General features: G+C 35.4%; 23 protein-coding genes and 1 riboswitch. Of the genes, 11 read left to right on the forward strand and 12 right to left on the reverse strand.

Translation table 11 applies throughout. The features are described from left to right. Positions 1-6: 6 nt before the first annotated feature. Positions 7-1,074 carry a DmpA family aminopeptidase gene (locus DBX25_RS02615; RefSeq protein WP_108669215.1) on the reverse strand — a complete coding sequence of 356 codons (1,068 nt, stop codon included), beginning with the start codon at positions 1,072-1,074 and terminating at the stop codon, positions 7-9. A 214-nt stretch (positions 1,075-1,288) separates the two neighbouring features. Here DBX25_RS02615 and DBX25_RS02620 point away from each other — a divergent pair, with 214 nt between their 5' ends. The 4 genes from DBX25_RS02620 to DBX25_RS02635 are packed head-to-tail and all read left to right on the forward strand — an operon-like array spanning position 1,289 to position 4,443. Further along, complete coding sequence (locus tag DBX25_RS02620) at positions 1,289-1,912, forward strand: TetR/AcrR family transcriptional regulator (protein WP_240620127.1); 624 nt, start codon at positions 1,289-1,291, stop codon at positions 1,910-1,912. A 14-nt stretch (positions 1,913-1,926) separates the two neighbouring features. Beyond that, positions 1,927-2,811, forward strand: coding sequence for an ABC transporter ATP-binding protein (locus DBX25_RS02625; RefSeq protein ID WP_108669217.1), 885 nt, complete (start codon positions 1,927-1,929; stop codon positions 2,809-2,811). A 6-nt stretch (positions 2,812-2,817) separates the two neighbouring features. Continuing rightward, on the forward strand, positions 2,818-3,615 hold the full coding sequence (locus DBX25_RS02630) for an ABC transporter permease subunit (protein WP_108669218.1): 798 nt from the start codon (positions 2,818-2,820) through the stop codon (positions 3,613-3,615). 30 nt (positions 3,616-3,645) lie between these two features. Then, complete coding sequence (locus tag DBX25_RS02635; RefSeq protein ID WP_108669219.1) at positions 3,646-4,443, forward strand: ABC transporter permease subunit; 798 nt, start codon at positions 3,646-3,648, stop codon at positions 4,441-4,443. 59 nt (positions 4,444-4,502) lie between these two features. Here the strand turns inward: DBX25_RS02635 and bioA are convergent, their stop codons facing one another. Beyond that, the gene (bioA, locus tag DBX25_RS02640) at positions 4,503-5,912 is read right to left on the reverse strand and encodes an adenosylmethionine--8-amino-7-oxononanoate transaminase (RefSeq protein WP_420812895.1); all 1,410 of its coding nucleotides are present in this window, start codon (positions 5,910-5,912) and stop codon (positions 4,503-4,505) included. A gap of 66 nt (positions 5,913-5,978) precedes the next feature. Here bioA and DBX25_RS02645 point away from each other — a divergent pair, with 66 nt between their 5' ends. From DBX25_RS02645 to DBX25_RS20460, 4 genes are all read left to right on the forward strand, one after another. After that, positions 5,979-6,551 carry a biotin transporter BioY gene (locus tag DBX25_RS02645; RefSeq protein WP_108669221.1) on the forward strand — a complete coding sequence of 191 codons (573 nt, stop codon included), beginning with the start codon at positions 5,979-5,981 and terminating at the stop codon, positions 6,549-6,551. 1 nt (position 6,552) lies between these two features. After that, positions 6,553-7,197 carry a dethiobiotin synthase gene (bioD, locus tag DBX25_RS02650; protein WP_157950857.1) on the forward strand — a complete coding sequence of 215 codons (645 nt, stop codon included), beginning with the start codon at positions 6,553-6,555 and terminating at the stop codon, positions 7,195-7,197. A gap of 13 nt (positions 7,198-7,210) precedes the next feature. Then, on the forward strand, positions 7,211-8,218 hold the full coding sequence (gene bioB / locus DBX25_RS02655) for a biotin synthase BioB (RefSeq protein ID WP_108669223.1): 1,008 nt from the start codon (positions 7,211-7,213) through the stop codon (positions 8,216-8,218). Positions 8,219-8,824: 606 nt separating this feature from the next. After that, positions 8,825-8,977: a hypothetical protein gene (locus DBX25_RS20460; protein WP_157950859.1), complete on the forward strand. Its 153-nt coding sequence runs from the start codon at positions 8,825-8,827 to the stop codon at positions 8,975-8,977. Positions 8,978-9,122: 145 nt separating this feature from the next. Here the strand turns inward: DBX25_RS20460 and DBX25_RS02660 are convergent, their stop codons facing one another. After that, positions 9,123-9,524 carry a VOC family protein gene (locus DBX25_RS02660; protein ID WP_108669224.1) on the reverse strand — a complete coding sequence of 134 codons (402 nt, stop codon included), beginning with the start codon at positions 9,522-9,524 and terminating at the stop codon, positions 9,123-9,125. Between the two features lie 254 nt (positions 9,525-9,778). On the opposite strand from DBX25_RS02660, the gene DBX25_RS02665 reads away from it, so the two are divergent. Further along, positions 9,779-13,759 carry a S8 family serine peptidase gene (locus DBX25_RS02665; RefSeq protein ID WP_108669225.1) on the forward strand — a complete coding sequence of 1,327 codons (3,981 nt, stop codon included), beginning with the start codon at positions 9,779-9,781 and terminating at the stop codon, positions 13,757-13,759. A gap of 851 nt (positions 13,760-14,610) precedes the next feature. Here the strand turns inward: DBX25_RS02665 and DBX25_RS02670 are convergent. From DBX25_RS02670 to DBX25_RS02695, 6 genes are all read right to left on the reverse strand, one after another. Further along, a complete protein-coding gene (locus DBX25_RS02670) occupies positions 14,611-16,680 on the reverse strand; it encodes a sigma-70 family RNA polymerase sigma factor (RefSeq protein ID WP_108669226.1) in 2,070 nt (689 codons plus the stop codon). Between the two features lie 449 nt (positions 16,681-17,129). Beyond that, positions 17,130-17,552 carry a DoxX family protein gene (locus DBX25_RS02675; protein WP_108669227.1) on the reverse strand — a complete coding sequence of 141 codons (423 nt, stop codon included), beginning with the start codon at positions 17,550-17,552 and terminating at the stop codon, positions 17,130-17,132. Between the two features lie 99 nt (positions 17,553-17,651). Then, a complete protein-coding gene (locus DBX25_RS02680; RefSeq protein WP_108669228.1) occupies positions 17,652-18,590 on the reverse strand; it encodes a ring-cleaving dioxygenase in 939 nt (312 codons plus the stop codon). Between the two features lie 322 nt (positions 18,591-18,912). Beyond that, positions 18,913-19,311: a DoxX family protein gene (locus tag DBX25_RS02685; RefSeq protein ID WP_108669229.1), complete on the reverse strand. Its 399-nt coding sequence runs from the start codon at positions 19,309-19,311 to the stop codon at positions 18,913-18,915. Positions 19,312-19,368: 57 nt separating this feature from the next. Then, positions 19,369-19,797 (reverse strand): MarR family winged helix-turn-helix transcriptional regulator, encoded by a 429-nt coding sequence (locus DBX25_RS02690; RefSeq protein WP_108669230.1) that lies wholly within the window; start codon positions 19,795-19,797, stop codon positions 19,369-19,371. A gap of 201 nt (positions 19,798-19,998) precedes the next feature. Continuing rightward, positions 19,999-21,414 carry an amino acid permease gene (locus DBX25_RS02695; protein ID WP_108669231.1) on the reverse strand — a complete coding sequence of 472 codons (1,416 nt, stop codon included), beginning with the start codon at positions 21,412-21,414 and terminating at the stop codon, positions 19,999-20,001. A 105-nt stretch (positions 21,415-21,519) separates the two neighbouring features. After that, positions 21,520-21,697, reverse strand: a riboswitch (Lysine riboswitch). Positions 21,698-21,838: 141 nt separating this feature from the next. On the opposite strand from DBX25_RS02695, the gene DBX25_RS02700 reads away from it, so the two are divergent. Both DBX25_RS02700 and DBX25_RS02705 read left to right on the forward strand, forming a co-directional pair. Next, positions 21,839-22,132 carry a DUF6509 family protein gene (locus DBX25_RS02700; RefSeq protein ID WP_108669232.1) on the forward strand — a complete coding sequence of 98 codons (294 nt, stop codon included), beginning with the start codon at positions 21,839-21,841 and terminating at the stop codon, positions 22,130-22,132. Between the two features lie 127 nt (positions 22,133-22,259). Beyond that, positions 22,260-22,913, forward strand: coding sequence for an SIMPL domain-containing protein (locus DBX25_RS02705; protein WP_108669233.1), 654 nt, complete (start codon positions 22,260-22,262; stop codon positions 22,911-22,913). Between the two features lie 41 nt (positions 22,914-22,954). Here the strand turns inward: DBX25_RS02705 and DBX25_RS02710 are convergent, their stop codons facing one another. From DBX25_RS02710 to DBX25_RS02720, 3 genes are all read right to left on the reverse strand, one after another. Then, positions 22,955-23,530, reverse strand: coding sequence for a nucleotidyltransferase family protein (locus tag DBX25_RS02710; RefSeq protein ID WP_240620128.1), 576 nt, complete (start codon positions 23,528-23,530; stop codon positions 22,955-22,957). A gap of 104 nt (positions 23,531-23,634) precedes the next feature. Beyond that, positions 23,635-24,159 (reverse strand): peptide-methionine (S)-S-oxide reductase MsrA, encoded by a 525-nt coding sequence (msrA, locus tag DBX25_RS02715; RefSeq protein ID WP_108669234.1) that lies wholly within the window; start codon positions 24,157-24,159, stop codon positions 23,635-23,637. Between the two features lie 49 nt (positions 24,160-24,208). Continuing rightward, a complete protein-coding gene (locus tag DBX25_RS02720) occupies positions 24,209-25,351 on the reverse strand; it encodes an acyl-CoA dehydrogenase family protein (protein ID WP_108669235.1) in 1,143 nt (380 codons plus the stop codon). Positions 25,352-25,439 lie beyond the last annotated feature (88 nt).

Below are 25,439 nucleotides of genomic sequence, written 5' to 3' on the forward strand. Positions count from 1 at the left end.
ATAAAACTAAAACGTAGATAATTTAATATTTAAAGAATCGATTAAATCTTTTAATGCAGGTCTTTTATTTCCCTCTCTACCCACTACTGATGTGGCAGTTACTAATGAATTTAATATCGCCTCTTCGGTTGCCTCACCCATGGCTCTAAATGCTGTATCAATATCTTCTTCATGAATCATGGAGATTGATAGACAAGTAGAAGTTTTTTCATGAGGAATCCTAGTTGCTGTCGAAAAACCTATAACAATCTCGCCGCTTCCATGTGTAATGATGGATCCTGTACGGGACAATCCACTGATTGCACGCTTTATGATCCGGTTCAGCTGTCTTTCAGAAACGGGGAGGTCAGTAGCAACAATAATGATAATGGAACCTTGATCTTTTTCTTCATCTTTCTTTGTAAGCTCTTCCTGCAATTTTTCCCCTACAGGCTTTCCTTTTACTGTTAAATCACTCAATCTACCGAAATTAGATAACACCAAAACACCTAATGTATAAACACCATGATCCATTTCCATTATCCGAGAAGAAGTACCTATACCACCTTTTAATGAGTAAGCAATCATCCCCGTTCCTGCTCCAACTGTTCCTTCACTACATTCAGTGGATGCTTCAGATATTGCTTGAAATACATGCTCCTTCGTAATAAATCTTGCACGTACATCATTAAGAAACATATCATTACATTCACAAATGATAGGATTCACCGTTCCAGTTGTCCTGCCAATTTCAGGATTGTGGTATAACATATGTTCAATTAATGCATCCGCTGCTGTCCCTACACTTAATGTATTGGTCAATATAATCGGTGTCTCTAAACAACCTAACTCGTTTATCTGAATTGTCCCCACTGTTTTGCCGAATCCATTTATGACATGACTTGAGGCGATTAATTTTTCTTTAAAAATATTATCTTGATGAGGCAGGATAGCTGTTACACCCGTTTGCATCTCATTTTTACTCAGTGTAACATGCCCAACTGTTACCCCTTCAACATCTGTTATCGAGTTTAATTTTCCAGTTTTTAAATAACCGATTTTTACTCCATAATCTCTAATCCTTTTTTGTTTCAATCTTTTTTCCCACCATTCATTCTTTTTTTCATTTTTCCAAATTCAATCTTTTTTAGCAATGGCTATTTTTAATTTGAAAGAATAAAAGACCGCTATTCGATGGAGAGCCACACATTGAATTTCAATTTTTCAAGTTGACCATCATGGTCAATGGTAATATAATCTAATTGACCACACAGGTCAACGTAATATTCCATAAATGGAGGACTGCAACTTGTTGTTCAAATCTTTAAACATAGATCCAGAAAAGGAAAATCGGATTGTAAATGCCGCGACTAAGATTTTTGCGGAAAATGGCTATCAAAAAGCTTCCACAAATGACATTGTAAAAGTAGCAGAAATCTCAAAAGGCTTGTTATTTCATTATTTCAAAAGTAAGAAGGATTTGTATTTATCTTTGTTTCATCATTTAACCGATTTGCTTGCACAGGAAATATATAATGTGTTCGATTGGAAAGAACGAGATATTTTTATGACAATACGTCAAGTTACATTAATTAAATTTGAATTATTTAAGAAATACCCAGAAATGATTAATTTCCTAATCAGTGTAAATAATGAAGAATCTTTAGTGGTAAAAGAAGATATTAATCAACTAAAAGAAAAATTAACTGGAATCAGCTTTAACAATTTATTTTCTGATATTGATTTATCCAAATTTAAAGAAGGTATAGATGTTGCTAAAGCTATAGAGGTTATTTTTTGGACGTTTGAAGGAGTCGCAACGAGACAACAAGCAAAAACAAAAACCATGTCGGTAGATCAAATTGCTGCGAATGAAGTCTTATCAGAAATTGATTCCTATATAGAATTACTGAAAAATTCGTTTTATAAATAGGGAGGATTGCACTCATGAATGTCATTGAAATTAATAATCTGACAAAAACTTATGGTAAATCAAGAGGGATTAATAATATTAGTTTTAATGTGGAAGAAGGAGAAATATTTGGCTTCATCGGCCCTAATGGTGCAGGAAAATCAACGACCATAAGAACCTTGTTGTCGCTGATTTATCCAACAAGCGGCCATGCAAAAATCTTTGGAAAAGACTGTATTGAACACGCATCCGAAATTGCAAAGGATATTGGCTATTTGCCCTCTGAAGTATTTTATTACGACAATATGAAGGTGATTGATTTACTAAAATACTCCGCTAGTTTTTATAAAAAAGATTGCAGTAAAAGAATCAGAGAATTAGCCGAAATATTAGATTTGGACCTTACAAAGAAAATTGATGATCTTTCTCTTGGTAACAAAAAGAAAGTAGGAATTGTTCAAGGCTTGCTCCATGAACCAAAACTAATTATTTTGGATGAACCGACGAGTGGGTTAGACCCCTTAAACCAGCAAAAATTCTTCGAGTTGCTTGAGAATGAAAATAAAAAAGGAGCCACGATTCTGTTTTCGTCTCATATATTAAGTGAAGTACAGCGTTTATGCGATAGAGTCGCCATTATTAAAGAAGGAAAAATTGTACAAGTAGAAAAAATTAGTACATTAAAAGAAAATACCCATAAGAAATTTAAAATTGAGTGTAAGGACGAAATTGATAAAGAGTTCTTCGATATCGCTGGAGTAAACAATCTTGAATTACAAGGTAAAACAATTAGTTTTGTGTACAGAGGGGATATTAACTCGGTAATGAAGAAAATAGCTGAGGTCAATATTAGCAATCTATGGATAGAAGAGCCGGACCTTGAAGAGATTTTTATGCATTATTATGAAAAGGAGGCTTAACATGCTATGAATATATTTTTGCATGAGATAAAAGCCTACCAAAAATCCACATTCGTTTGGACAGCTTCATTAGTCTTAATATTAATTCTTTTCATGTCGATGTTCCCTTCTATCACAAAGGAAATTGTAGGGTTTAAAAAGTTATTAGAAGGATTCCCAGAAGGGGTTAGAAAATCTCTAGGAATACAAATTGAAAGTATTGGATCTCTCATTGGTTTTTATTCCTATGCCTTTACGTATATAACCTTATGCGGTGCAATACAAGGGATGAATTTGGGAGTTTCCATTATCTCTAAGGAAACCCGTGAAAAAACAGCAGATTTTTTGTTTACTAAACCTGTTCGCCGTTCATACATTCTTTATAATAAATTCCTAGCAGCTGTAATATCTATTCTGATTACGAATGTTTTTTATCTAATTGCCGCTAACATTATTGCTAATATAGTAAAAATAGAGAATTATAACACTACAATCTTTCTGTTAATCTCATTTACTTTATTATTTATTCAGCTGATTTTTCTTTCTATTGGAATTTTAATAGCTTTGGTTTTCCCAAAAGTAAAATCAGTCATTACTATTTCGCTAGGTATTGTATTTATGTTCTTTATTATTGGGATGATTGCATCCAGCGACGGTAAGGATATTGGAAGGTACTTTTCTCCTTTTAAGTATTTCGACTCTTCCTATATTGTACAAAATTCTAGCTATGAAACCTCTTTCTTAGTAACAGGGATAGCTGTCATTATTGTTTCTGTAGTAACTAGTTTTATCATTTATCTCAAAAGGGATATCCAAACTGTATAAAACACAGCTAGTAAAAGGAGCTTGTTGCAAATGAACGTTTATATAAGAGAAATGAAGGCATATAGGAAATCACTAATTCTATGGTGTATTGGAATGCTTGCTATGATTGGTTCAGGGATGGCTAAATATGCGGGTTTCAAATCCTCAGGTCAATCTATGAATGAATTAATGTCACAAATGCCTCAATCACTGCAAGCTTTAATGGGGATAGGGAGTTTAGATATATCTACAGCCAGTGGATATTACGGGTTACTTTTTTTGTATCTACTATTGATGGCAACCCTCCAAGCTGTAATGATTGGAGCAACTATTATTTCGAAAGAAGAGAGAGAGAAAACGGTTGAATTTTTATTTGTGAAACCCATTTCACGAAAAAAGATTATCTTATCGAAAGTATTGGCAGCCCTAACGAATGTTAGTATTTTAACTTTGTTCACTTGGATTGTCTGTATTTTATTTGTAGGGTTGTATAGTGAAGGGGAGGAGGTACAGGCTAATATAGGGATTACGATACTAGGAATGTATATACTTCAGTTACTTTTTTTATCAATAGGTAGTGCTATTGCAGCCATTTCTCAAAATCCTAAAAAAGCATCTTCCTTATCGACGGCTATACTCTTAGTCATGTTTATTTTATCGGTAGCCATAGACTTAAACGAAAGCATGAAGCGATTAAAATTTCTAACCCCATTTAAATACTTTGAAGCAAAAAATGTCATGTATGGTGGAGGTTTGGATTTAATTTTCATTCTGATTTCCTTTATTTTAGTTGGATTGCTAATGATCGTTACCTTTACGTTCTTTGAAAAGAGAGATTTAAAGGTATAGCCAAAATTTAAAAACCAAAACCACCATAATTTTCATTTTTGGTAGTTTTGGTTTTTTTGTTATTCCTTATTTTCGGTAATATCTTTAATCGATTGATGCAGGATTTCAATCATTTCTGCTAATTCTGATTCTGTAGAAGCTAAAGGTGGCATAAACACAATTACGTTACCTAGAGGTCGTGTCAATAACCCTAATTCTTTAGCCCTTTTCGAAACTTTTACACCTATTCGATCATTCCAATGATAAGGTTCTTTTGTTCCTTTGGCGGATACCAGTTCAATTCCAATCATCATACCACTTTGTCGTATGTCCCCAACATGCAGTAATTCATGAAATTTCATCATTTTTTCCTGAATGAAAAGTGAAATCTTATCTACATGCTCTAAAAGTTGATTTTTTTCAAATAATTCTAGATTTGCCATTGCAACCGCACACCCAAGTGGATTCCCAGTATAACTATGACCATGGAAAAAAGTTTTTTGTTCCTCATATGTACCTAAAAAAGCTTCATAAATTCTATTTGTCGTTAATGTTGCAGCTACGGGGAGGTAGCCACCCGTTAAGCCTTTTCCACATGTAAGAATATCCGGTGTAACATTTTCTAGGTCACATGCAAACATTTTCCCCGTTCGCCCAAAACCAGTCGCCACTTCATCTGCAATGAACAAAACATCATATTGTATACACAGCTTATGTAGCGCTTTGAGATAGCCTTCAGGCATGACAATGATCCCACTAGCACCTTGGACTATTGGTTCAATAATTAACGCGGCAATTTCATGGGCTTTTTCCTGAAAGAGATTTTCAACCTCAGCTAAATATGCTTGTTTTATATCTTCAGCTGTACCTTCATATTTCGGCCGATACATATTAGGGTAAGGTAATTTTAAACTTGGAAACAATAAACTACTATAAGCCTGGTGATATATGTCAATCGCACCTACTGAAACAGCTCCGATCGTATCTCCATGATAGGCTTCCTTCATCGTCACAAATAAGTTTTTTTCTCTTCTCCCTATATTTCTCCAGTATTGAAAGGCCATTTTAATAGCAATCTCTACTGCTGTAGCACCTGAATCAGAATAAAATACCTTTTCTAAACCATCTGGAGAGATTTCAACTAGCTTTTCTGCCAAGAGAATGGCTGGAACATTCGCCATCCCAAGTAAAGTTGTATGTGCCACTTGATCTAATTGATGAATAATGGCTTCATTCAATTCTCGGATATTATGACCATGAACATTTAACCAAATGGAAGATACTCCATCATAATATTCATTGCCTTGCATATCAAAAAGTTTACGGTCTTTTCCGTGTGAAATGATCAAGGGATCTTCATTTATGTAATCCTGCATTTGAGTGAAAGGATGCCACACATACTTCTTATTTTTTTCTGCTAATTCGTTGTACATAACCATACCCCTTCTCTTAAAACTAAATGTTAACCTATTATATAATTTAGTTGACATATTTTTTATTAGCATGGTAGTTTATTTTTAATAGTTTGTCAATTAACAATTTAATTGGGGGATACCATGCAGAACAAAACTTTTTCATTAACAGTCGTGTCTTTATTTGCATCACTTACAAGTATTGGTGCTTTTATCAAGATTCCTTTACCGGTAGTGCCATTTACACTTCAAATCTTATTTGTATTTTTAGCTGGTAGTCTTTTAGGGAGCAAGAAAGGGATGTTGAGTCAACTTCTCTACGTAGGGATTGGCATAATAGGAGTACCTGTATTTGCATCAGGAGGGGGACCAGAATATATTTTTAGACCTACATTCGGGTACTTAATAGGATTTATCGTTGCTGCTTACGTAATCGGTTTCATTTTGGAAAGAACAAATGGAGATGTTTTCAAAAATTTGCTGTTTGCTAATTTTATTGGATTACTCATTGTTTATGTTGTTGGTGTCTCCTATCTATATTTAGCCTTAAATACGTGGGTGGGAACCCCAACATCTTTTCAAGCCGTGATGATGATGGGATTTGCATATAGCATTGTCCAAGATTTATTCTTAGTGTTTTTCGCTAGCGTATTAGCGAAACGATTATATGCATTTTTTGCCAAAGTACGGATTGAACATCGAAAGGTGGCTGCCTAATATGGGAATCGGCTACTTCATGACGGGTACAGATACTAATATTGGGAAAACCATTGCAACAACATATTTAGTAGACTTTCTACAAAAACAAGGTTTTGACGCCATTCCTTACAAACCAATTCAAAGTGGGACAATTAGGAAGAATAATAGATTGATAGGGGAAGATGTAGACTTTTACAAAGAACACCTACAACTTCAAGAAGACTATTCTTATTACAATACATATACCCTTCACACTCCTGTATCTCCACATTTAGCTTGCAAACTAGAAAATCAACACATGGATGAAGAGCTAATTCTAAGCAGATACAAGGAATTAGAAAAGCTACATGATGTCGTCATCGTTGAAGGGGCAGGAGGGGTAGCCGTCCCATTGATGGAAAATTTTAATACGATTAGCCTAATTAAGCTATTGAACATTCCCGTTATTATTGTTACCACTTTAAAATTGGGGACAATTAATCATACTCTTCTTACGGCAGAGTATTTAAAGAACCATCATATTAACATTAAAGGATTAATCATCAATAGAGTTCCATCCACTTTAAATGAGATGGAAGAGGATAATATGTTCATGATAAAAAAACTAACATGTCTTGATATATTAGGTTGGATCCCAGAGATGGAAGAAAATATAATAGCGTAAAGGTGGTTATACCATGAATTGGTCAGAATTAGCATACGAAGTCATTCAAGGGAAAGAAATAACAAATGAAGAAGCATTGAGCATTTTAACCAGTGATGATGATGAGTTACTCTTACTTTTACAAGGTGCATTTATTATACGTAAGCATTATTATGGGAAAAAAGTAAAACTCAATATGATTATCAATGCAAAGAGCGGCTATTGCCCAGAGGATTGCGGTTATTGTTCCCAATCTTCTATTTCAAGTGCACCCATCGACAAATATCCATTTTTATCAAAAGAAGAAATTCTTGAAGGTGCTAAACGTGCCTTTGATTTAAAAGCAGGAACTTATTGTATCGTGGCCAGTGGTCGTGGACCAACCAATCGTGATGTAAACACGGTAAGCGAAGCAGTGAAGGAGATCAAGGAACAGTATGGATTAAAGGTTTGTGCATGCCTAGGTCTAATCAAAGATAACCAAGCAAATCAATTACACGAAGCTGGTGTCGACCGCTACAATCATAATTTAAATACATCTCAGGAGCATCATGAGTACATAACTACCACACACACTTATCAAGATCGTGTAGATACAGTGGAAAAAATCAAGAAAGCAGGAATATCACCATGCTCAGGCGCGATCATTGGAATGAAGGAAACTCTTCAAGACGTAATCTCATTAGCTCGTTCTTTACGCGAATTAGATGCCGATTCTATCCCAATTAACTTCCTTCATGCCATAAAAGGGACCAAATTGGAAGATGCTAACGAGTTGAATCCACGATATTGTTTAAAAGTTTTAGCCTTATTCCGCTTCATGAACCCTACAAAAGAAATTCGTATTTCAGGTGGCCGTGAAGTAAATCTTCGTAGTCTACAACCTTTAGGGCTATTCGCTGCTAATAGTATCTTCATTGGAGATTATTTAACGACAGAGGGACAGGAAACCAATAAGGATCATGCGATGTTAGAGGATTTGGGGTTTGAAATTGAATTGGTTCAAAAACAAGAGGAGAGAATGTTAGAAGGCTCTCTATGAGTCTCTTCCAAATTCATTACATATAGTCCGTATTACTAATTATTATAAACTACCGTATTCCCACGAAACCTTGTTAACTCAAGGTTTCATTTTTTTTCCTACTATGTAGAACAAAGATTGAAATCTATATATAAAATTGTTATTACATTTCTAATTATTAGGGGAGATTAAATTCCCCCTTCATCTGTTTCAATTCAAACTACATACATTAGTCTTAAAGAGCTTATAAGCCTATTTTAGTATATATTATCCTTTTGGTTTACTAGGATTAACTTTCAAGGAGCATTTTAGATAAAATAAACACAAAAATCCGTGACTATTGACCTCTATACATTGGTAAAGCTTACGAATTCACAAGGGAAAATGTCTAATTTTGACTCAAAAACATTACTTTTTCCGTGTTCTATCAAAAAACTCCTACCTCAACAACCCCAATTTACTTCTATCCCTTTTCCCACTTATTATTACTCTTATAGTTTGATTAATTCTAACATTACGAAAATTCAACAATGGTAGAGGGAATCAAAATTATAGGTTAATAGATATTGATACAGCATTAACCCAAAACGAAACCAATAAAACTAGTGGAGAGGAAGAAATACGCACATGAAACACATCAAAAAGAAAATCATCAAACAAGCAACAGCCCTTACATTAGGGGTAGGTTTAGTTTCTAGCAGTTTGGTAGCTCCATTTGTTAATTCACCATCAAGAGTCCGTGCTGTCACGACTTTAAATTCTGAGTCTATTCTGGGGTAGCGTCAGGAAAATGCGGATTTACAACGATAAGGAAACTTTTACCCATAAAAAAAGCCGATTTCAAGGAATCGACTGTTGAACTAAAGCACTCCGTTAGTTTAGTAAACTTTTTGATAGATATAGAGTGAACAGCCTCCGTACCATGTTATGCCTTGGGCCAACCGCTCCATATATCAATCTTGTTTCCAGATGGGTCATAAGCATAAAAATTCTGCCCACATTCGGCGTTATCCTCAATATCGGTTACATGAGTACCTGACAGTTTCAGTCTGCTGTAAAGTTCATTAAAATTCTCAACTTCGATTGTCATGATGCACTGCTCAGACCCACCAATTTCTGTATAATTCACATTGATTGGCTCTTTCGACTTGATTAAAAAAATTGTTTGCTCAAAACCTATGCTCAACTGTGCCTGATTCTCATGAACTGGTCTCAATAGTTTCAAACCAAGTTGTTCAACATACCATATTGCAGATTCTTCAGTGTTTATTGCAGGTAGATACACACACTGGATCTTTTTCACCCCAGTCAACATTTGTTTTTGCAAATTCATTCCCCCTCTCAATTGAATAATTTGGAAAACTGTTCCATTTATAATAATACCATAATACCTTCTGTTAAAAGGAATTATTCTGCTTCGTTAGTTTAAGTAGAAACCTTCACAATCTCAATAGAGTAAAGACTATTGAGACATATCCAAAATACCTCTAAATTAGGATTTACAATGTCTCATAAGACTTGTATCAAATTGCTTAACGTTGTAAATTCGCATTTTCCTGACGCTACCCCATTCTTGCAAATTTGAGCTCAGAGCAAAGACAAGCCTTAAATCAGTTTTCAACAGATAATCAGTCGGGTTTTTATCTAGATTCAACGGTTAATTTAGATAGTGTCAACACAGTATCGGTTATTATTTCATTTAAAAATAAGCCACAAAAAATTGCAAAATTAGAGGCTGTTGTAAAAGGTAAAAGCTTATCTGACGAACAAGCAAAAAGCAATGCAGAAGCAGACCATGAAACATTTAAAAAAGATTTAGATACAATTTTTAAAGATAAATCTGATGGATCATACAAAATAAAACGCGAATATAAGCACGCATTCAACGGAGTCGCGTTGGAAGTACCAGCCAATAAGCTTAATGAATTAATGAAATCAGACGCAGTTTTAGCAATATATAGTGATGTAACCGTACAAGCAGAACCTTCCATTGAAAACTCTACAAAAACTGAAGGACAAGGGATGGCAGACGAGCGAGCTTTCCTGAAGGTAGATCAATTACACCAACGAGGTTACACAGGTAAAGGTGTTAAGGTTGCTATACTGGATACAGGTATTGATTACAACCACCCAGACTTGAAGGATGCCTATGAGGGAGGCTACGATTTCGTAAATAATGAAAATGATCCGATGGAAACGACATACGAAGACTGGATTAAAGCAGGAAAACCAGGCAATGCAGCCGCTTATGTTACTGATCATGGAACTCACGTGTCTGGTACGATTGCTGGTCAAGGTACAAATAAGAGCGAATACGCAACAAAGGGCATCGCTCCTGATGCGCAAATTTATGCATACCGTGTTCTTGGCCCTGGGGGGAGCGGAGCTACAGAAGGTATAATTGCGGCAATTGATCATGCAGTGGCTGAAGGCATGGACGTTATGAATCTATCTTTAGGGGCTAATTATAATGACCCTATGTATCCAACTAGTATCGCCATTAACAACGCAGTGCTAAGCGGAGTGACCGCAATTGTAGCCGCTGGGAACGCTGGGAACAAAATGTACACACTAGGTTCACCGGGTACCGCAGCTTTGGCACTTACAGTAGGGGCGAGCAGTGTTCCGATTACGACTGTTGCTGCGAAGGGATCGCTAGGGGATATATCCGCAGATTTGCGATTCATGGCAAGGGGATATACAGATGACATAACTGAGTTAAAGGGACAAGTGAATACAATTGTAGATGTTGGTATTGGAGACCCTGCCGGCTATTCCGGTAAAAACGTAAATGGAAAAATCGTTCTCATCAGTCGTGGAACTTACACTTTAGATTCAAAAATTGCTTACGCAAAGTCAAAAGGGGCAGCCATTGTCCTAATGTACAATGATAATAGAGAAGAAGGCTATATTCCAGCTTATTTCGGAGAAGGAGTTAACTTCATTCCAACATTCAATTTGACTCATGAAGATGGATTAGCTTTGAAGCAAAAAATACAAGCAGGTTCCAATAGCTTTACCTTTACTGAAATGAGTGAAGCAAAAACAGAGGGAGATACAATGGCAGATTTCAGTTCCCGTGGGCCTTCCCGTGTAACCTATGAGATTAAACCTGAAATTACCGCTCCAGGTGTAAGCGTATTATCAACTGTTCCTAGCTTTATTAACAGTCCAAATGATACGACTAATTATTCAATTGCCTATAAACGTATGTCTGGAACATCCATGGCAACTCCATTTACATCGGGTGTTGCTGCATTATTATTACAAGCAAAACCAGAACTAGAACCTGAAGAAGTAAAAGCTATTTTAATGAATACTGCAGATCCGTTAACTAAACCATATAGTGTCTTTGAACAAGGTGCAGGGCGCGTGGATCCTTTTGAGGCCATTCATTCTTCAATTGAAATAAAAGTGAAAGATAAAACCACGACAATCTCAACTGGTAAAGAAAAGCAGATAAAGGAAGAGACAGGTGCACTTAGCTTCGGCAAGGTCGTTTCTAATGAAAAGGATTTTAAAGATTCCCGTAATGTAACGATTGAAAATAATGGAGTAAAAGAAAAAACTTTTGATGTAAAGGTTACCTTCCAATCGGATGTTAGAGAATCAAAAGATGCGGAGAAAAATGGTGTAGAATTAAAGACAGATGTGTCTATTAAAGTACCAGCCAATAGTCAGATTACTAGAAATGTTTCACTATCGATTCCAAAAACAGCGGAAATAGGGGTCTATGAAGGGTTTATCGTTTATACAAACCATGAGGATCCTTCTGAAACGTATCAAGTTCCATTTGGTGTACGCGTGGTGAATGAAGGTATTGAAACATTTAATGTTGTTAAGCCTTTATATTCAACTGATACAGCTTGGCCAGCTAATTCCTATCCATTCCTTGGATTTGAATTCACATTAAAATCACATATGAAAACATTAGATGTCATATTACATGATCCAAAGACAGGTAAAGACCTTGGATTAGTAGGGTCCTTTGATCCAATCCTAATAAATAATGAGCAATCCTATTTTATCGCAAGAGGATTTAGTAATGTTTACTATCCATTTACGAATGATTCAGATAATCCAATCAGCTATATTCCTGAAATTGTTCAAACAGGGCATTACCAGTTGAAGCTAGTAGGAACAAATGAAGAAGGTAAAGCCTTTACTGCTGCTTCAGATGTCATCTATGAGCTTGCTGCACCTACGATGACATCTACTTTCGATGCCTTAGAACAAAAAGTAATCGAATATAATGATAGTCAATTTAATGAAAAAGGCGAATTTTTATATGACTTTAACATTAATCTTCATGATCCTGAAGTCGAACAAGCGAATCGTTTTGGTAGCGATTTAGATCAATCTAGTAATTCCGTCGTTTCCTTCTATAACAGTCCATTTCCAGCAAATCCAATAAAGACAGATAAAGACGGAAATTATACAGATCAAATATTAGTGAGGAAGCAGGCTGCACCATTAGATGTAGCATTTTATGGTTTTGATGCAGCTGGAAACTTCACTGCAGATGCTTCTCATATGTTAAAAGTTGTGTTTGTTGATCATAAATTACCATATTACTATTTGAAGGCAAATAAGAAAACCGTAACAACAGGCGAATCTGTAAACTATAGCGTTCGCTCTAATAATGTAAAAAATTTAAAAACGACAAAAATTACGTTACCTGTTGACCCAACTCTAGTAGCAATCGAAAATGTAGCGGTTAATGAGGCAGTGAAACAATATGGTGACGCCCATGTTTCTGTCACGTCTACACCTTCAGGATCAAGAAGTAACTATAGTCTTACTTTTACGTATTTAGGCAATAAAGCATTACCAGAAGATTTGGAGCTATTCAATTTCGATTTAAAGGCTTTGAATAAGTACACAAGAAGTGTGCCATTTAGTTGGTATTCAATGAGCGCATCAACAATCGATCAATCAGATGTTGAGACGAAAAATGTTTACACTTATATGGAAACCTATACAACCAAATCCACTTACTCAAAATTAGATGGTGCTTTAAAGCTAGAGGGAACGATAAATCCTTCTACTGGTGAAATGAACTACGCTATAGAACAAAGAAACATCGGTGCAAAAGTAACGGTCACATCTGATGATGGCAATACCATTATTGAAGCTCCTATTACTACTAAAAATGGTTCATATAGCGCAGAAGGAATAAAGGCTGAAAAAACGCCATATATAGTAAAAGTAGATGTTCCTGGACACTTTACGATAAACAAACAACTAGTATTATCAAATGAAATTCGAGGAGAAACTGTTGGAAAGAGACAAAACTATCATTTGCCAATAGCTGCTGCAGGAGATTCGAATAAAGATGATGTCATTGACGTATTAGATGCATTAGAAGTACAGAAGTATTGGGGTTCAGATCATGCACCTACTGACTTTAACTTCGATAAAGTGGTGGATGAAAAAGACATGAATTACATTACCAAAAACTACGGATTACAAAATCCAACTGTAGCAGATGCACCAAAAGCTAAAGATTCCTATAAAGGGACTACATTGGACAATATTTTGACGAAATTAGGATTAAAGTAAAAAAATAAAAACTGCCTGTCTCGTTCGTTTTTGAGACAGGCAGTTTTTATTCATTGACATGTAGACACGGATATAAGAAACAACCTTAAGTAGTGATTAGATGGTTGGAGGGTTAGTACGAATGCGTCAGAAGTGTAGATAGATTTCTTGATGTTTTGGCTTATGTTACGCATTTGCTTCCAGAATGAATGTATACACTTTTGCTTCAACGTACAAGGGACTTAAAGGGGAAACACCGGATAATAAAATAATTTTATTCTAGTTTACATAATATATATTATAGGAAGTTGAACAAACACACAGAAGTTAGGTCTCAATTAAAAAGATTACTTAAGTTAATGAGACGAAAAAGAAATTTACTCATTTTAATTGAGTTCCTATAATAAACATATGAATTGTGAATTTTACGATAATCTTTTGGTCTTTACTGTTAACACGTTTTGATGATCTCCGAAAGTAATCGATTTTAAGTTCATTCTTTTGGTCTTTCTACAAGCCTTAGATGATTTTTACTGTATTTGGAACTCTAACATATTCTCTCAAAAACACCTTACGTACCCATTAAAGTGATTTGGACATCTCGTATGCTTTTTTCAGGATTATAAGCGGTCCACCGATTTAGAGGTTTTAATTCCTACTCTTGTTCCACGTTTTATCCAGCAACACTTTTCTTTAGTTAGGTATTCAGATGATGATCTATTCTCTCCTACTCACAATTCATATAGAGAATAAATGTAAAAGCGACACTATTTCAAGTGTCGCTTTTTTCTTGCTATTAATTTGTTAATTGTTTGTTCAACGTTTATACAATTATAATGCAGAGGTGTACAATACCTTTCTGCATTGTAATTTTAATCCAACTTTATCTTCACAACATCATCCAAATATTTGGTTGTATTATACCCGTAAATCTCCAACCTCTTAGGAACCACTTTTTCTCCACCATTGTTACTGTGTAACCTTATGTTTTGAACTGTAAATAAATATCGGGGTTGCTCAATTTCTTCATATACAAAAGGGCTTTTATTTATATCATATTTAATCCCTTTTTTATCCACAAGCACTCCTTCATTATTCATCTCCATGGAAATAGATTCACTTTCATCCTCACTTACAATACGGAATTGAAGCGTATCATATGGTCGGTTCTCAATTTCATGATTGCTGATAACAACCTGGGTAGGCTTACCAACTTCCACCTTGTCGATGGAGATTGTAGTGCCTGCATATTTAAAGGAATGAGGATATTTCTTTGAAGCATCTAGATCGATAGTATTTTGGTCTTCATACGATAAATGAACAGATTTGAATTGAAGGTTGATTTCTTTTGGTTTTTCTCCAAAAAGAGGGTCAAAGTGTGTATGAGAAGTAATCCAATCCATGCTTTGATGTAAATAAGAGCTGCCATACATATCAGCTTTCACTTTTTTATTGTTCACTTCTAAATTGTCAAAATTAAGAGCTTCTATCCGCTTCTCCGACTTATTATTATTAATACCATATTGCAATATTGTCACTGTTGGAGCAATGATTAGTTTATCAAATCGAACTGGAATCCCTTCGACTTCAGTTTCTTCATCCAATACGTATTCTTTGGAAGGATGTTTTGTTACTGAGATCTCGAAGTTCCACTCTCCTGTTTTATATTCTATTTTCTCGTAAGCTACTAAACTATTTTGTTCAAAGGAATCACGAAATAACTTCTGAAGCTTACTTATTTTGAGTTTAATTGTCTCGGTATCTTTTTCGAGTGGCATTAAACTAAGCTTCCCTTGAAACACATTCTTTGCCTCTTTATTTACATCCGATTCAAGGTCAGGTGGATAATGCCTTGGATATGCTACGCGGCTCAGTATTTCATGTTCGTTCTCTACTATTACGCCGTCATGATAATTCATTACAAATTGATTATCTTCTTCTGTATCTTCTATTTCATAGAAAACTAGCGTCTGAATATCATCAGCAATGACGCTCTTGATCGTAATTTTTACCCCATCGCTTTCTGCTTTGAGATTCAGCCTTTCACCCAGGTCCTGTTGAAGAAAGACGCGCAATTCCTGATCTTCTTCTGTCCAAGTATAATATAGGTTAGTAAATACCCCCGTAAAAAAACCTATTCCCATTATGAACGCGAATACACCTGCCAAAACAAGTGCTTTTCTATTACGTTTTTTATTCTTCAGTTGACTGTGCTTTTCCAATTCTTCCAGCTTATTTTTGACCTTCTCCATGAACCCAGAAGGAATATGCAACTCTTCGATCCGCTCAGTAAGATTTAACATAGTTAACATAACAGTCTGAAAGGTAGCCAGATCCTCCTGACAATCTTGACAATGATAAATATGTACTTCTAAATCAATTTTTTTCGAGCGATCCATAGCTCCTTCTAAGTAATCGATGTAATCATTATGATATTCTTTACAGCCCTTAAAATTTGATTCATACCCCATTTCTTTTCTAAGTGACTGGATTCCAGAAAACAAACTCTCTTTAATCCTTTCTACTGAAACCTGAAGAAGATACGCCACTTCCTCGTGTGAGAGCTTATTTACATATGTAAGGACCACCGCTTCTTTCGCGTCCCTATTCAATTGATCAAGTGCCTTAAATAAATCCTGACGAGGTTCAGTTTCCTCCATAGATTTTAAACTACTATCAACTTTAAGCTCCCGGCAGAAATCTATGAAAATCGATGTAACCCACGATTCGAAAGATGTCTCACTTTTAAATCGTGGCAATTCCTTGTGAACTTTTAAAATAGATCGGTAAAATAGCTCTTCCATTTGCTGCTGATTTTTAAGAAAGGACCAACCAAGTGTATAAAACGTTTGTTTATGAAGATTGAACCAATTGAAGATGTATTCAACGTCTTTTTCGCTTATTCCAGTGATTGAAATAGGATCTATTTTTGCTGATAACATATATGTCCCCCTATTATCTTTCTCTTTATACTAATTGATTTAAGGAGAGTAGCTATTTGAAAGATTATAACAGCTTCTCGAAGTCATTTTGCCCTTTTCAAATTATTTCAGGTATGTAAGCAAACATAATCAATACTTATTTCGATATATATTGTTATATCCCTCCAAATAATGATTCTTGAACCAATATACAAATAAGGAAATTGTCTTATTTGTTAGAAGATTGCGCTTGCCTAGGAAATGAAAAATTCAATATGAAAAAGGCGGGAGTTTTCCCCCGCCTTTTTCATATTACGTTAAATAAGAATTTTTTTAAAAAAAGAGTCACATTAACTCGTTTCAGTTTTAATGGTTAGTTTGGATAAGAAATAAATCTATCCTGAAATTTTGGTAGTATTATTTTTGAGTTACATCGAAAATTATTTCTTTCTCTTGCAAATACATACCTATTAAACCGCTTTTGTTACCTCATCTGAATCCTTTTGAAATAACAATTTACTTACTGTTAAAATCCTACTTCCATTAATTGCAAGATATATCGCAATCGCTAAAAACGCTAAATCCAATTCATATCCTGCCATTTGTCCATTTCCTAAAAATCCAATCGAAAGCTTTACTTTTAAAGTTGCTCCAATCATTAATAATGCAAATAAAGCAGCAACTAATCTTGTTGCAAATCCAATTATTAATGCGACGCCACCAATCATTTCAATTAATGCAACTCCATATGCCATAAATCCAGGTAACCCTATACTTTCAAACCATCCAGCAATATTTTCGATGCCGCCTTGAAACTTAACAAAACCATGAATGAAAAATAATATACCTAATGTTACACGTAATATAAGCGCACCTAATTCATTTTTAAACATTTCTTACAATACCTCCAAAATGATGTGTGAAAATTTTTTCTCTTTCAGTATTTTCAGTTGTATCTATTGAAAGCAAAGTAAACCTTCCTTTTTATAAAATTAATCTATCTCTCTTACCATAATAGGAATTAACACTCTTTCAATTTGTTCTCTATGAGGCTCATACTGTTCTGGTAGCATTAAGTGTTCCCCCATAGTCTCTTGTGTTTCATCATGCGCAAATCCAGGAGGGTCCGTTGCAATTTCAAATAGTATTCCTCCATGTTCCCTAAAGTAAATTGCATTAAAATAATTTCGATCCTGAACTGGAGTGACACCATATCCATTTTCTGCAACATATTGTTGCCAATCTAATTGGTCTTGGTTGTCAATTGCTCGCCATGCAATGTGATGTACAGTTCCAACACCCACTTGTCCACGACCAATTGTAGTTAATTTTAGGTCGATTATATTTCCAATGTCTGCTGTTGAACGAAAACGGATAAAGTCCCCTTCTCTACCAATTAGTTCAAGCCCCATTACCTGTTCTAATAATTCTGCTGTTTTATTAGGCTGAGTGGATAAAAGAGTTGCACCTCCGAATCCTTTAATTGCAACATCAGGAGTTACCCCTCCAAAAGTCCAAGTATTAACTTCCCCATCTTCTCGTTCAACTATTTCCAAGTGAAGTCCGTGTGGATCATCAAATTTTAGATACTCCTCACCAAAGCGTTCCAATTTAGTAAAAGGAATATTAAACTTTTCTAGTCTTTGTTCCCAAAATTCCATAGCACCTTTAGGTACAACATATGATGTCACGCCTACCTGCCCGTCTCCAATTTTCCCTTGATACGCATTAGTCCATGGAAAGAAAGTAATGATAGTTCCTGGCTTTCCACCTTCATCACCAAAATATAAATGATAAGTACCTGGATCATCAAAATTTACTGTTTGTTTCACCAAACGTAAACCCAAAACTCCGGCATAAAAATCTACATTCTCCTGAGGATGTCCTACAATTGCGGTGATATGGTGAATACCCATAGTTTTTTTACTCATTTTTTCACACTCCAATTTGTTTACACTTATATTTATCAAGTGATTTCATTTAGAAAACCCAACTTACTTATTTTTAAGCTTTCGATACCAACTTGGTTTTTACCTTACTTTGTACTTCTTTTACCTCTAATGTTAATTGTTTGCTGAAGGGTAAAGCAAAATAGTCATAGTTTAACCAATTCAAATATTTCATTTATATAATCTGTTTTATAGTATGAACAAGTAGAAAGATGACTAACAGATTGCTTTCCTTTATCAGCTTTATATAATCAGTAATGATCAAACTTATTATTTAATCCAAGAATTTTTACTTCGAGATATTTTAGAATAAAAAAGTGTCTATAGCGTATCGACCAGGCCCAATTAAAACTGTACCAATTGCAACTGCAAGCAATGTTAGGTTATATTCATAACCATTTGAAGTTGCCCATAAACCATTGGGAGCATGCACTTTAACGATAGCCATTATCATAGTTACTGCAATCAAAATACCTGCTAATGGAGTTAATAGTCCTAATGCAAATAAAATTCCTCCAATAAATTCAGCTAATCCAGCAAAAAGTGCCATCATTAGACCAGGTTTCATACCTATAGAGTCAAACCAACCTCCAGTCCCTTTTAAACCATAACCCCCAAACCAACCAAACAATTTTTGAGCTCCGTGACCAATGAATAAAACACCTATTACCAATCTAATAATTAATAAGCCAAGATCCATCATTTTTATATCCTCCTAAAAGTTTTTTATCTCGAATTCGAGATATTTATTTAAAATATCTTATTTTCTTACTCTTTCCCATACTTTCTTCAATAGGTTTACTAAAGTATCTGCCTCATTGCCATTTAATGAGTCAAAAGTATAATTTATGAAATCCTTATGTTTCGGCATAATTTTATTCATTAATTCTATCCCATCATCCGTTAATGTCACATGTATAACTCGGCGGTCTTCAGGGCATGGGTTTCGTTTTAATAATTTTTTTTGCTCTAACTTATCTATAACATAAGTCGTTGATCCACTCGAAATTAGTATGCTATTACCTATTTGCTGGATTGTTTGTTTTCCTTCAAGAAATAATACCTCTAAAACCGAAAATTCTGTATTACTTATGTTGTATAGGGCGATATCTTCCCTGATACGTTCTTGTAAAGCTCTTGAAGTTTGCATTAAAAACAAAAATGGTTGGTTTGTACATTTGCTGATCATTTAAGCACCTCCTTGAAAATTATCTCGAATTAAAATATCTTTAATGCGAGATAATCATAAAACTTTAATACTCTTGTGTCAATAACCTTTTAAATTAATTTTTTCATTTTCATCAATAATTGTGATCCTAACGCCTAACCAGTTAATAACATAAAAAAACCTGCAGTCAGCATTCTGCAGGTTTTTACTTCTTTTTTTCTATTATTTATTTATAACGTCTAATTCATTACCATTCTTAGGTAATAACTTAATAAAGATAATTCCACTAAATATTAATGCCATTCCGAATGTAAATGTTTTAATATCTGCTGTTCCTGCTATAATTACCCAAATTGAATATACAGTTGCTAAGAGTCCTATTATCCCATCTGTTATCCTTGATCGGTCCCAATTCCCATAAGTATCACCTGTTATCACAAGTTTTAATTGGAATAGAGTTGATATTACATACGGGAACAAATAGGATAATGTTGCAATGTAGATTACAAAATCAAATGCTGCTGAGATTGAATTAGATATTGTAGAAAAAATGAATAATTGACCTAAAGCATTTGTAATAACCAATGATAATACTGGTATACCTTTTTTATTTTCTCTAGCGAATGCTGGGATAAACATCCCTTGTCTTGCTGCAGCTACAGGTATTTCTGCACTTAACATAACCCAACCCAGTGTCGATCCAAACAAACTGATTAAACCAATTGCAGCAAGAATTTTACCACCTATAGGTCCTAAAACCATTTCGATCGCATCAATTAACGGTTTTTCAGATTGTTGCAATGATGCTTGATCCATCATTCCCATAACCAACGTACTAATCCCGATATAAAGACCTAGTGCTAATAATAATCCTAGAACTGTAGCCCTTTTAACATCTTTCTGACGTTTTGCTCTTGATGAGAAAACAACTGCTGACTCTACCCCGACAAATGCCCATAATGTTGCTACTGCAGAAGCATTTATTTGTCCTAATAAACCTATAGTATTACCCTCTTCATCCATTCTTACATCGACAAAAGGCATAAGATTAGAAGCTTCAAAGGCCATTAATCCAATAACGATAAATAGCATGAATCCAATAACTTTGGCAGAAGTAGCCATAAAATTAAGCTTCCCTGCATTTTCTAGTCCCCGTAAGATAATAAAATGTGTTCCCCATAATAAAATCGTACAAACTACAAAAGTTAATGCATTTCCTACTTTTAATGTGAAACCATTAACAGTAAATAACTCTGCCCCACTTGTCATGACTGGGAAAAATGTTGATAGATACCCAGCAAATGTAGTAATGATGGCTATGTTACCTGCTAAATTCCCTATCCAATACCCCCATGAAGTCATAAACCCCGAAAGTCTTGAAGCTAAAGAATTTGTAAATAGCTCTTTCGCATAGATTTGCGGACCTCCTGTTAACTCTGGTTTACGTTGACCAAGGTTGCCAAATACTATTGCTGTTAATAGAACCCCCAGTCCAGTGAAGCACCATGCTAATATTGATCCTGCTGGGCTAGCTACCTCAGATAATGTACGTGGTAGCATAAATATTCCAGAACCGACCATATTTCCGACAACAAGTGATGTCAAAATCCAAAATCCTAATTTATTTGAGTGACTCATGTTGTTAAACCCCTTTCTAATCATATAGCTTAATATAAGAGGCAGAAGCAGAAAAAATAAAAACACACCCTTAGTATGGTGTGTTTGCACGATTATTACACCAACTTAACGGATAGCTCATCATGGATGCCCATGACAGTCCTGCACCTGTTCGGATACAGTCCCAGCTTTCAGTAGTCAGAAACCTACTGCGCTTCGGCGGATCATCCTTTCAATTAAGGTCATCGAGATTGTCTGTCTCTACCTTAATTTACTTTTATGAACCGCGACCTCTACCTCATCTTAAGCTGATGAGGATTATTATATTAAAAACATACTATAGAATAATAATAGTCTAGTTATTATTTGTCAATAATATATTGAAGTAATTATCGATTTTCTGTACTATTTTACTTACATGGTTATAATAAGAAAGGATGTTTATATGATTAATGTAACTTCGCATACTGTCGAATTAATTAATGATGATTTTGGCATTTTGTCTGGAGACCGCTTCGAGTTTTTTCTTAATTTAGACATTCCAGAAGATGACGAATTGTTTTCTGAAAAAGGTGTTCATGTTAAAGTCATTTATCTAGTGGAAGAAAATGAACAAAAAATCGTGAAGTACGATTTATTTGAAACAGAATCAGGGGATTATTTAGACTTCGAACTTGAGGATGAAGAGCTTGCTGTCCTTGAGGCATATTGCAAAGAACATCTTCCTGAGGATGAATAGTCATTACATACAGGGGCAAAGAAGGATATAGTCTTCTTTGCTTTTTTATTTAACAGGATAATTTCTTCTATGTGATATGAACAGGTCATATATATTGTCATGAACAGTATTATTTAGGAGTGATAATATGTATCGACAACCTATTGCCTCACCCGCTCCCACTACATCAGCAACAATAACCGTTGAAGGTACTGGTTCCATTCAAGCCCAGCCTGACCGCGTTAATGTCACAATAGGAGTTGTCACAAACGGATCGAATGTAACCGAGATTCAAGCTAAAAACGCCGCAGTCATGAATCAAGTTCTGGCTTCCATCAAACAGTTAGGCATCCCTGACTCAGCCATCCAGACCATACAATATCAAATTGATACACAATATGATTACTCAAAAACCCCTCCTACCTTTATCGGTTACAAAGTCACAAATGCTGTCAACGTAACTATAAATGAAATGGGTAAAACGGGACTGATTATTGATACGGCTGTTAAAAATGGAGCGAACTTTATCGGATCCATAAATTTTACTGTCACAGCCCCTACTGCCTATTATCAATCCGCTCTTACATTAGCCGTACAAGATGCTAAACAAAAGGCTATTACACTTGCAAGAGCGTCTGGATTTAACAAGGAACCTGCTATCGTCGACATACAAGAAGTATTTGAACAAGGCCCTAGACCTTATATGGTTGCCTCTGCCAAATTCGATTCAGCAACACCGATCCAGCCAGGTGAATTAAGCATTCAAGCGAAAGTCATTGTGAAATTTTTGCTACATTTGTAGAATAAACGATTATATTAAAGGGTGGATGACCACCCTTATTTCTATTTCCATTCAACTTGATGAACCTTTATCATTGGCCATGTTTCATGCCATTTCTTTTTATTCATTCGATGTTCGTATGTACCATAAGCATCCTTATTAATAATGAATATTTCTGTAGGTCGAACCTCCATTTTTAGAAGATTTTCAATCCCCCATGGTGCCAGTAGTTCCAATTCATTCAGCTCGTTCATACGTACTCCTATGGCCGTTACGGTTTCAGGGAATTTAGAAATAGCATCTTCGGTGGAGTCATATGGAGGATTTTGATTTACTGTATGCATTCTAGCTTGATTTTTCACTGACCAAGGTATTGAAGGTAGGATGGAAAGGAGTCTTTTTTCCAACATTTTTTCTGTTTCTTCCTTCAAATCTTCAGGATCAAAGTATACGACATCTACATCTTCCACCGGAGTCCTCTGTGAATACCCATGTAGCTTGTCCCATATTTTTGAACGGATTACTCCTGCACATACCCAACAATCAGGTAAATTTAAGGACTTTACTTGAAATAAAATCTCCATTAACCACTCATCTTTATGAATTAATTTTAGAATATCCTCTTTTGTTTCTATCAAACAAATCCCCCCTTTATCGAATTATACAGAAAATTCCTAGAGACAGAAAAAAAACCAGTCCATTTCAAATGTGTTGGACTGGTTGATTTCCAATATTAATACCATTACTCTTCGTTTTTCCAATGATCACTAATAAACTGATCGCGACCTGACTTTTCACGGTCTTCTTTATAGTGCTTTGGATTTTTCTTATGGTAATCCTGATGATAATCTTCCGCTGGATAAAAGACCTGGGCTGGCAAAATTTCCGTTACAATTGGCTTTGAAAAACGACCACTAAGTTCCAATTCCTTCTTAGATTGAAGAGCTAGTTCGTGTTGTTTTTCATTGTGATAATATATGACCGGTCTATATTGTGTACCACGATCATGGAACTGGCCTTCAGCATCCGTCGGGTCAATTTGCGGCCAATAAAGCTCTAACAATTTTTCGTAAGGGAATATTTCAGGATCAAAGGTGATTTGTACCACTTCAACATGCCCGGTTTTCCCTGTTTTTACTTCTTCATAGGTTGGATTTTCGGTAGTACCACCTGTATAACCAGAAACAATTCCTCCAATACCAGGTAGTTCTTCGAATGGTGTTACCATGCACCAAAAACACCCACCAGCAAAAGTTGCTTTTTCCATTATCATCGATCCCTTTCTCTAAAAGCATTTTTTATATAAAAATAATAATCTATTTTTTCAAATTAGACCACTGTGCTAGCATGTGAATGGTAGCATCATCCATCGGTGGGTTGTGCAGTCCAGCCCTAACGTTTCTATAATACGTAGATAATGGGTTCGTTCTTTGAAGACTTTGAGCTCCCACAATTCTCATCGCTTTATCAACAATTCTAATTGCCGAGTTGGTTACCGAATGCTTAGCTGCTGCCAAGTGAGGAGTCAGCTGATGCCGTAAATCGATTTCATTTTGCCAGTTACCCGCTACAGAATATAGGAAATGTCTGGATTGCATGAGTTCAAGCTCCATTTCACCAATTAATCGTTGGACGTTTGGCAAGGTAGCTATCGGAGCTTTAATACTATTTGGTGTATACTCATTAGCAAACTTAATTGCAAAATTCCGAGCTGCAGAAGCAATTCCTAAATAGCAAGCTGGGATATGTAACAGCCAGCCCTCCCCTTTTTTATCCATCCCTTTAGGTTCTTCTACCAAATATTTATCTTCTACTATTACTTCTTCCAAAAGTAAGTCCTCACTACTAGTTCCTTGCATGCTTATGACATCCCAAGTTTTTTCTATAGTTACACCTGGTTGGCTCCTGTTAATCAAAAACCATCCCATTCTATTTTCTTCTGTAATCCATGCATTGACGAGGAATAAATCGAGCATAGGTGCCATTGACGTGAATGTTTTTCTTCCTGAAATAACCCAACTGTCATGAACCTTGCGAGCTTGTGTAGAAGGAACTCCACCTCTTGTAGGGCTACCTGTAGCTGGTTCCGTGGCAGCGCGGTTGATTAAGGCTCCCTTTTTGATTTGTTGGAATGTTTCATGTAATATAGCCGCTTCCCAATTGCGGTTCTCTTGAAGCTGTAACACAATCCCGGAATGCCATCCAATGGAAAGAGCAGTGGGACCACAAGCTTCTGCAATTTTTTCCTGACATAGAAGGAAATCATACAGTCCTAATCCCTTTCCTCCTTCATGAACTGGTAGTGTCCAAGTGCTATAACCAATTCGAACCAAATCCTCTATATTTTCAAAGGGAAAATCTCTACTGTCTTCTAATTCCTGAGATCGATCAGCAATTTTCAGCAGGACAGGCTCTAATTTTTTTAGTAGCTCTGCTTGCTTGTCAGTTTTAATAAACATATTTTGAACCTCCTACTCACTTTACGTACCTTTCATTTAAAGGAAAAATAACTATGAAATCAAGGAAACCGTTTTATTTTTTGTAAAA

It is taken from the genome of Peribacillus acanthi, assembly GCF_003073175.1.
Taxonomy (GTDB): Bacteria; Bacillota; Bacilli; order Bacillales; family DSM-1321; genus Bacillus_BN; species Bacillus_BN acanthi.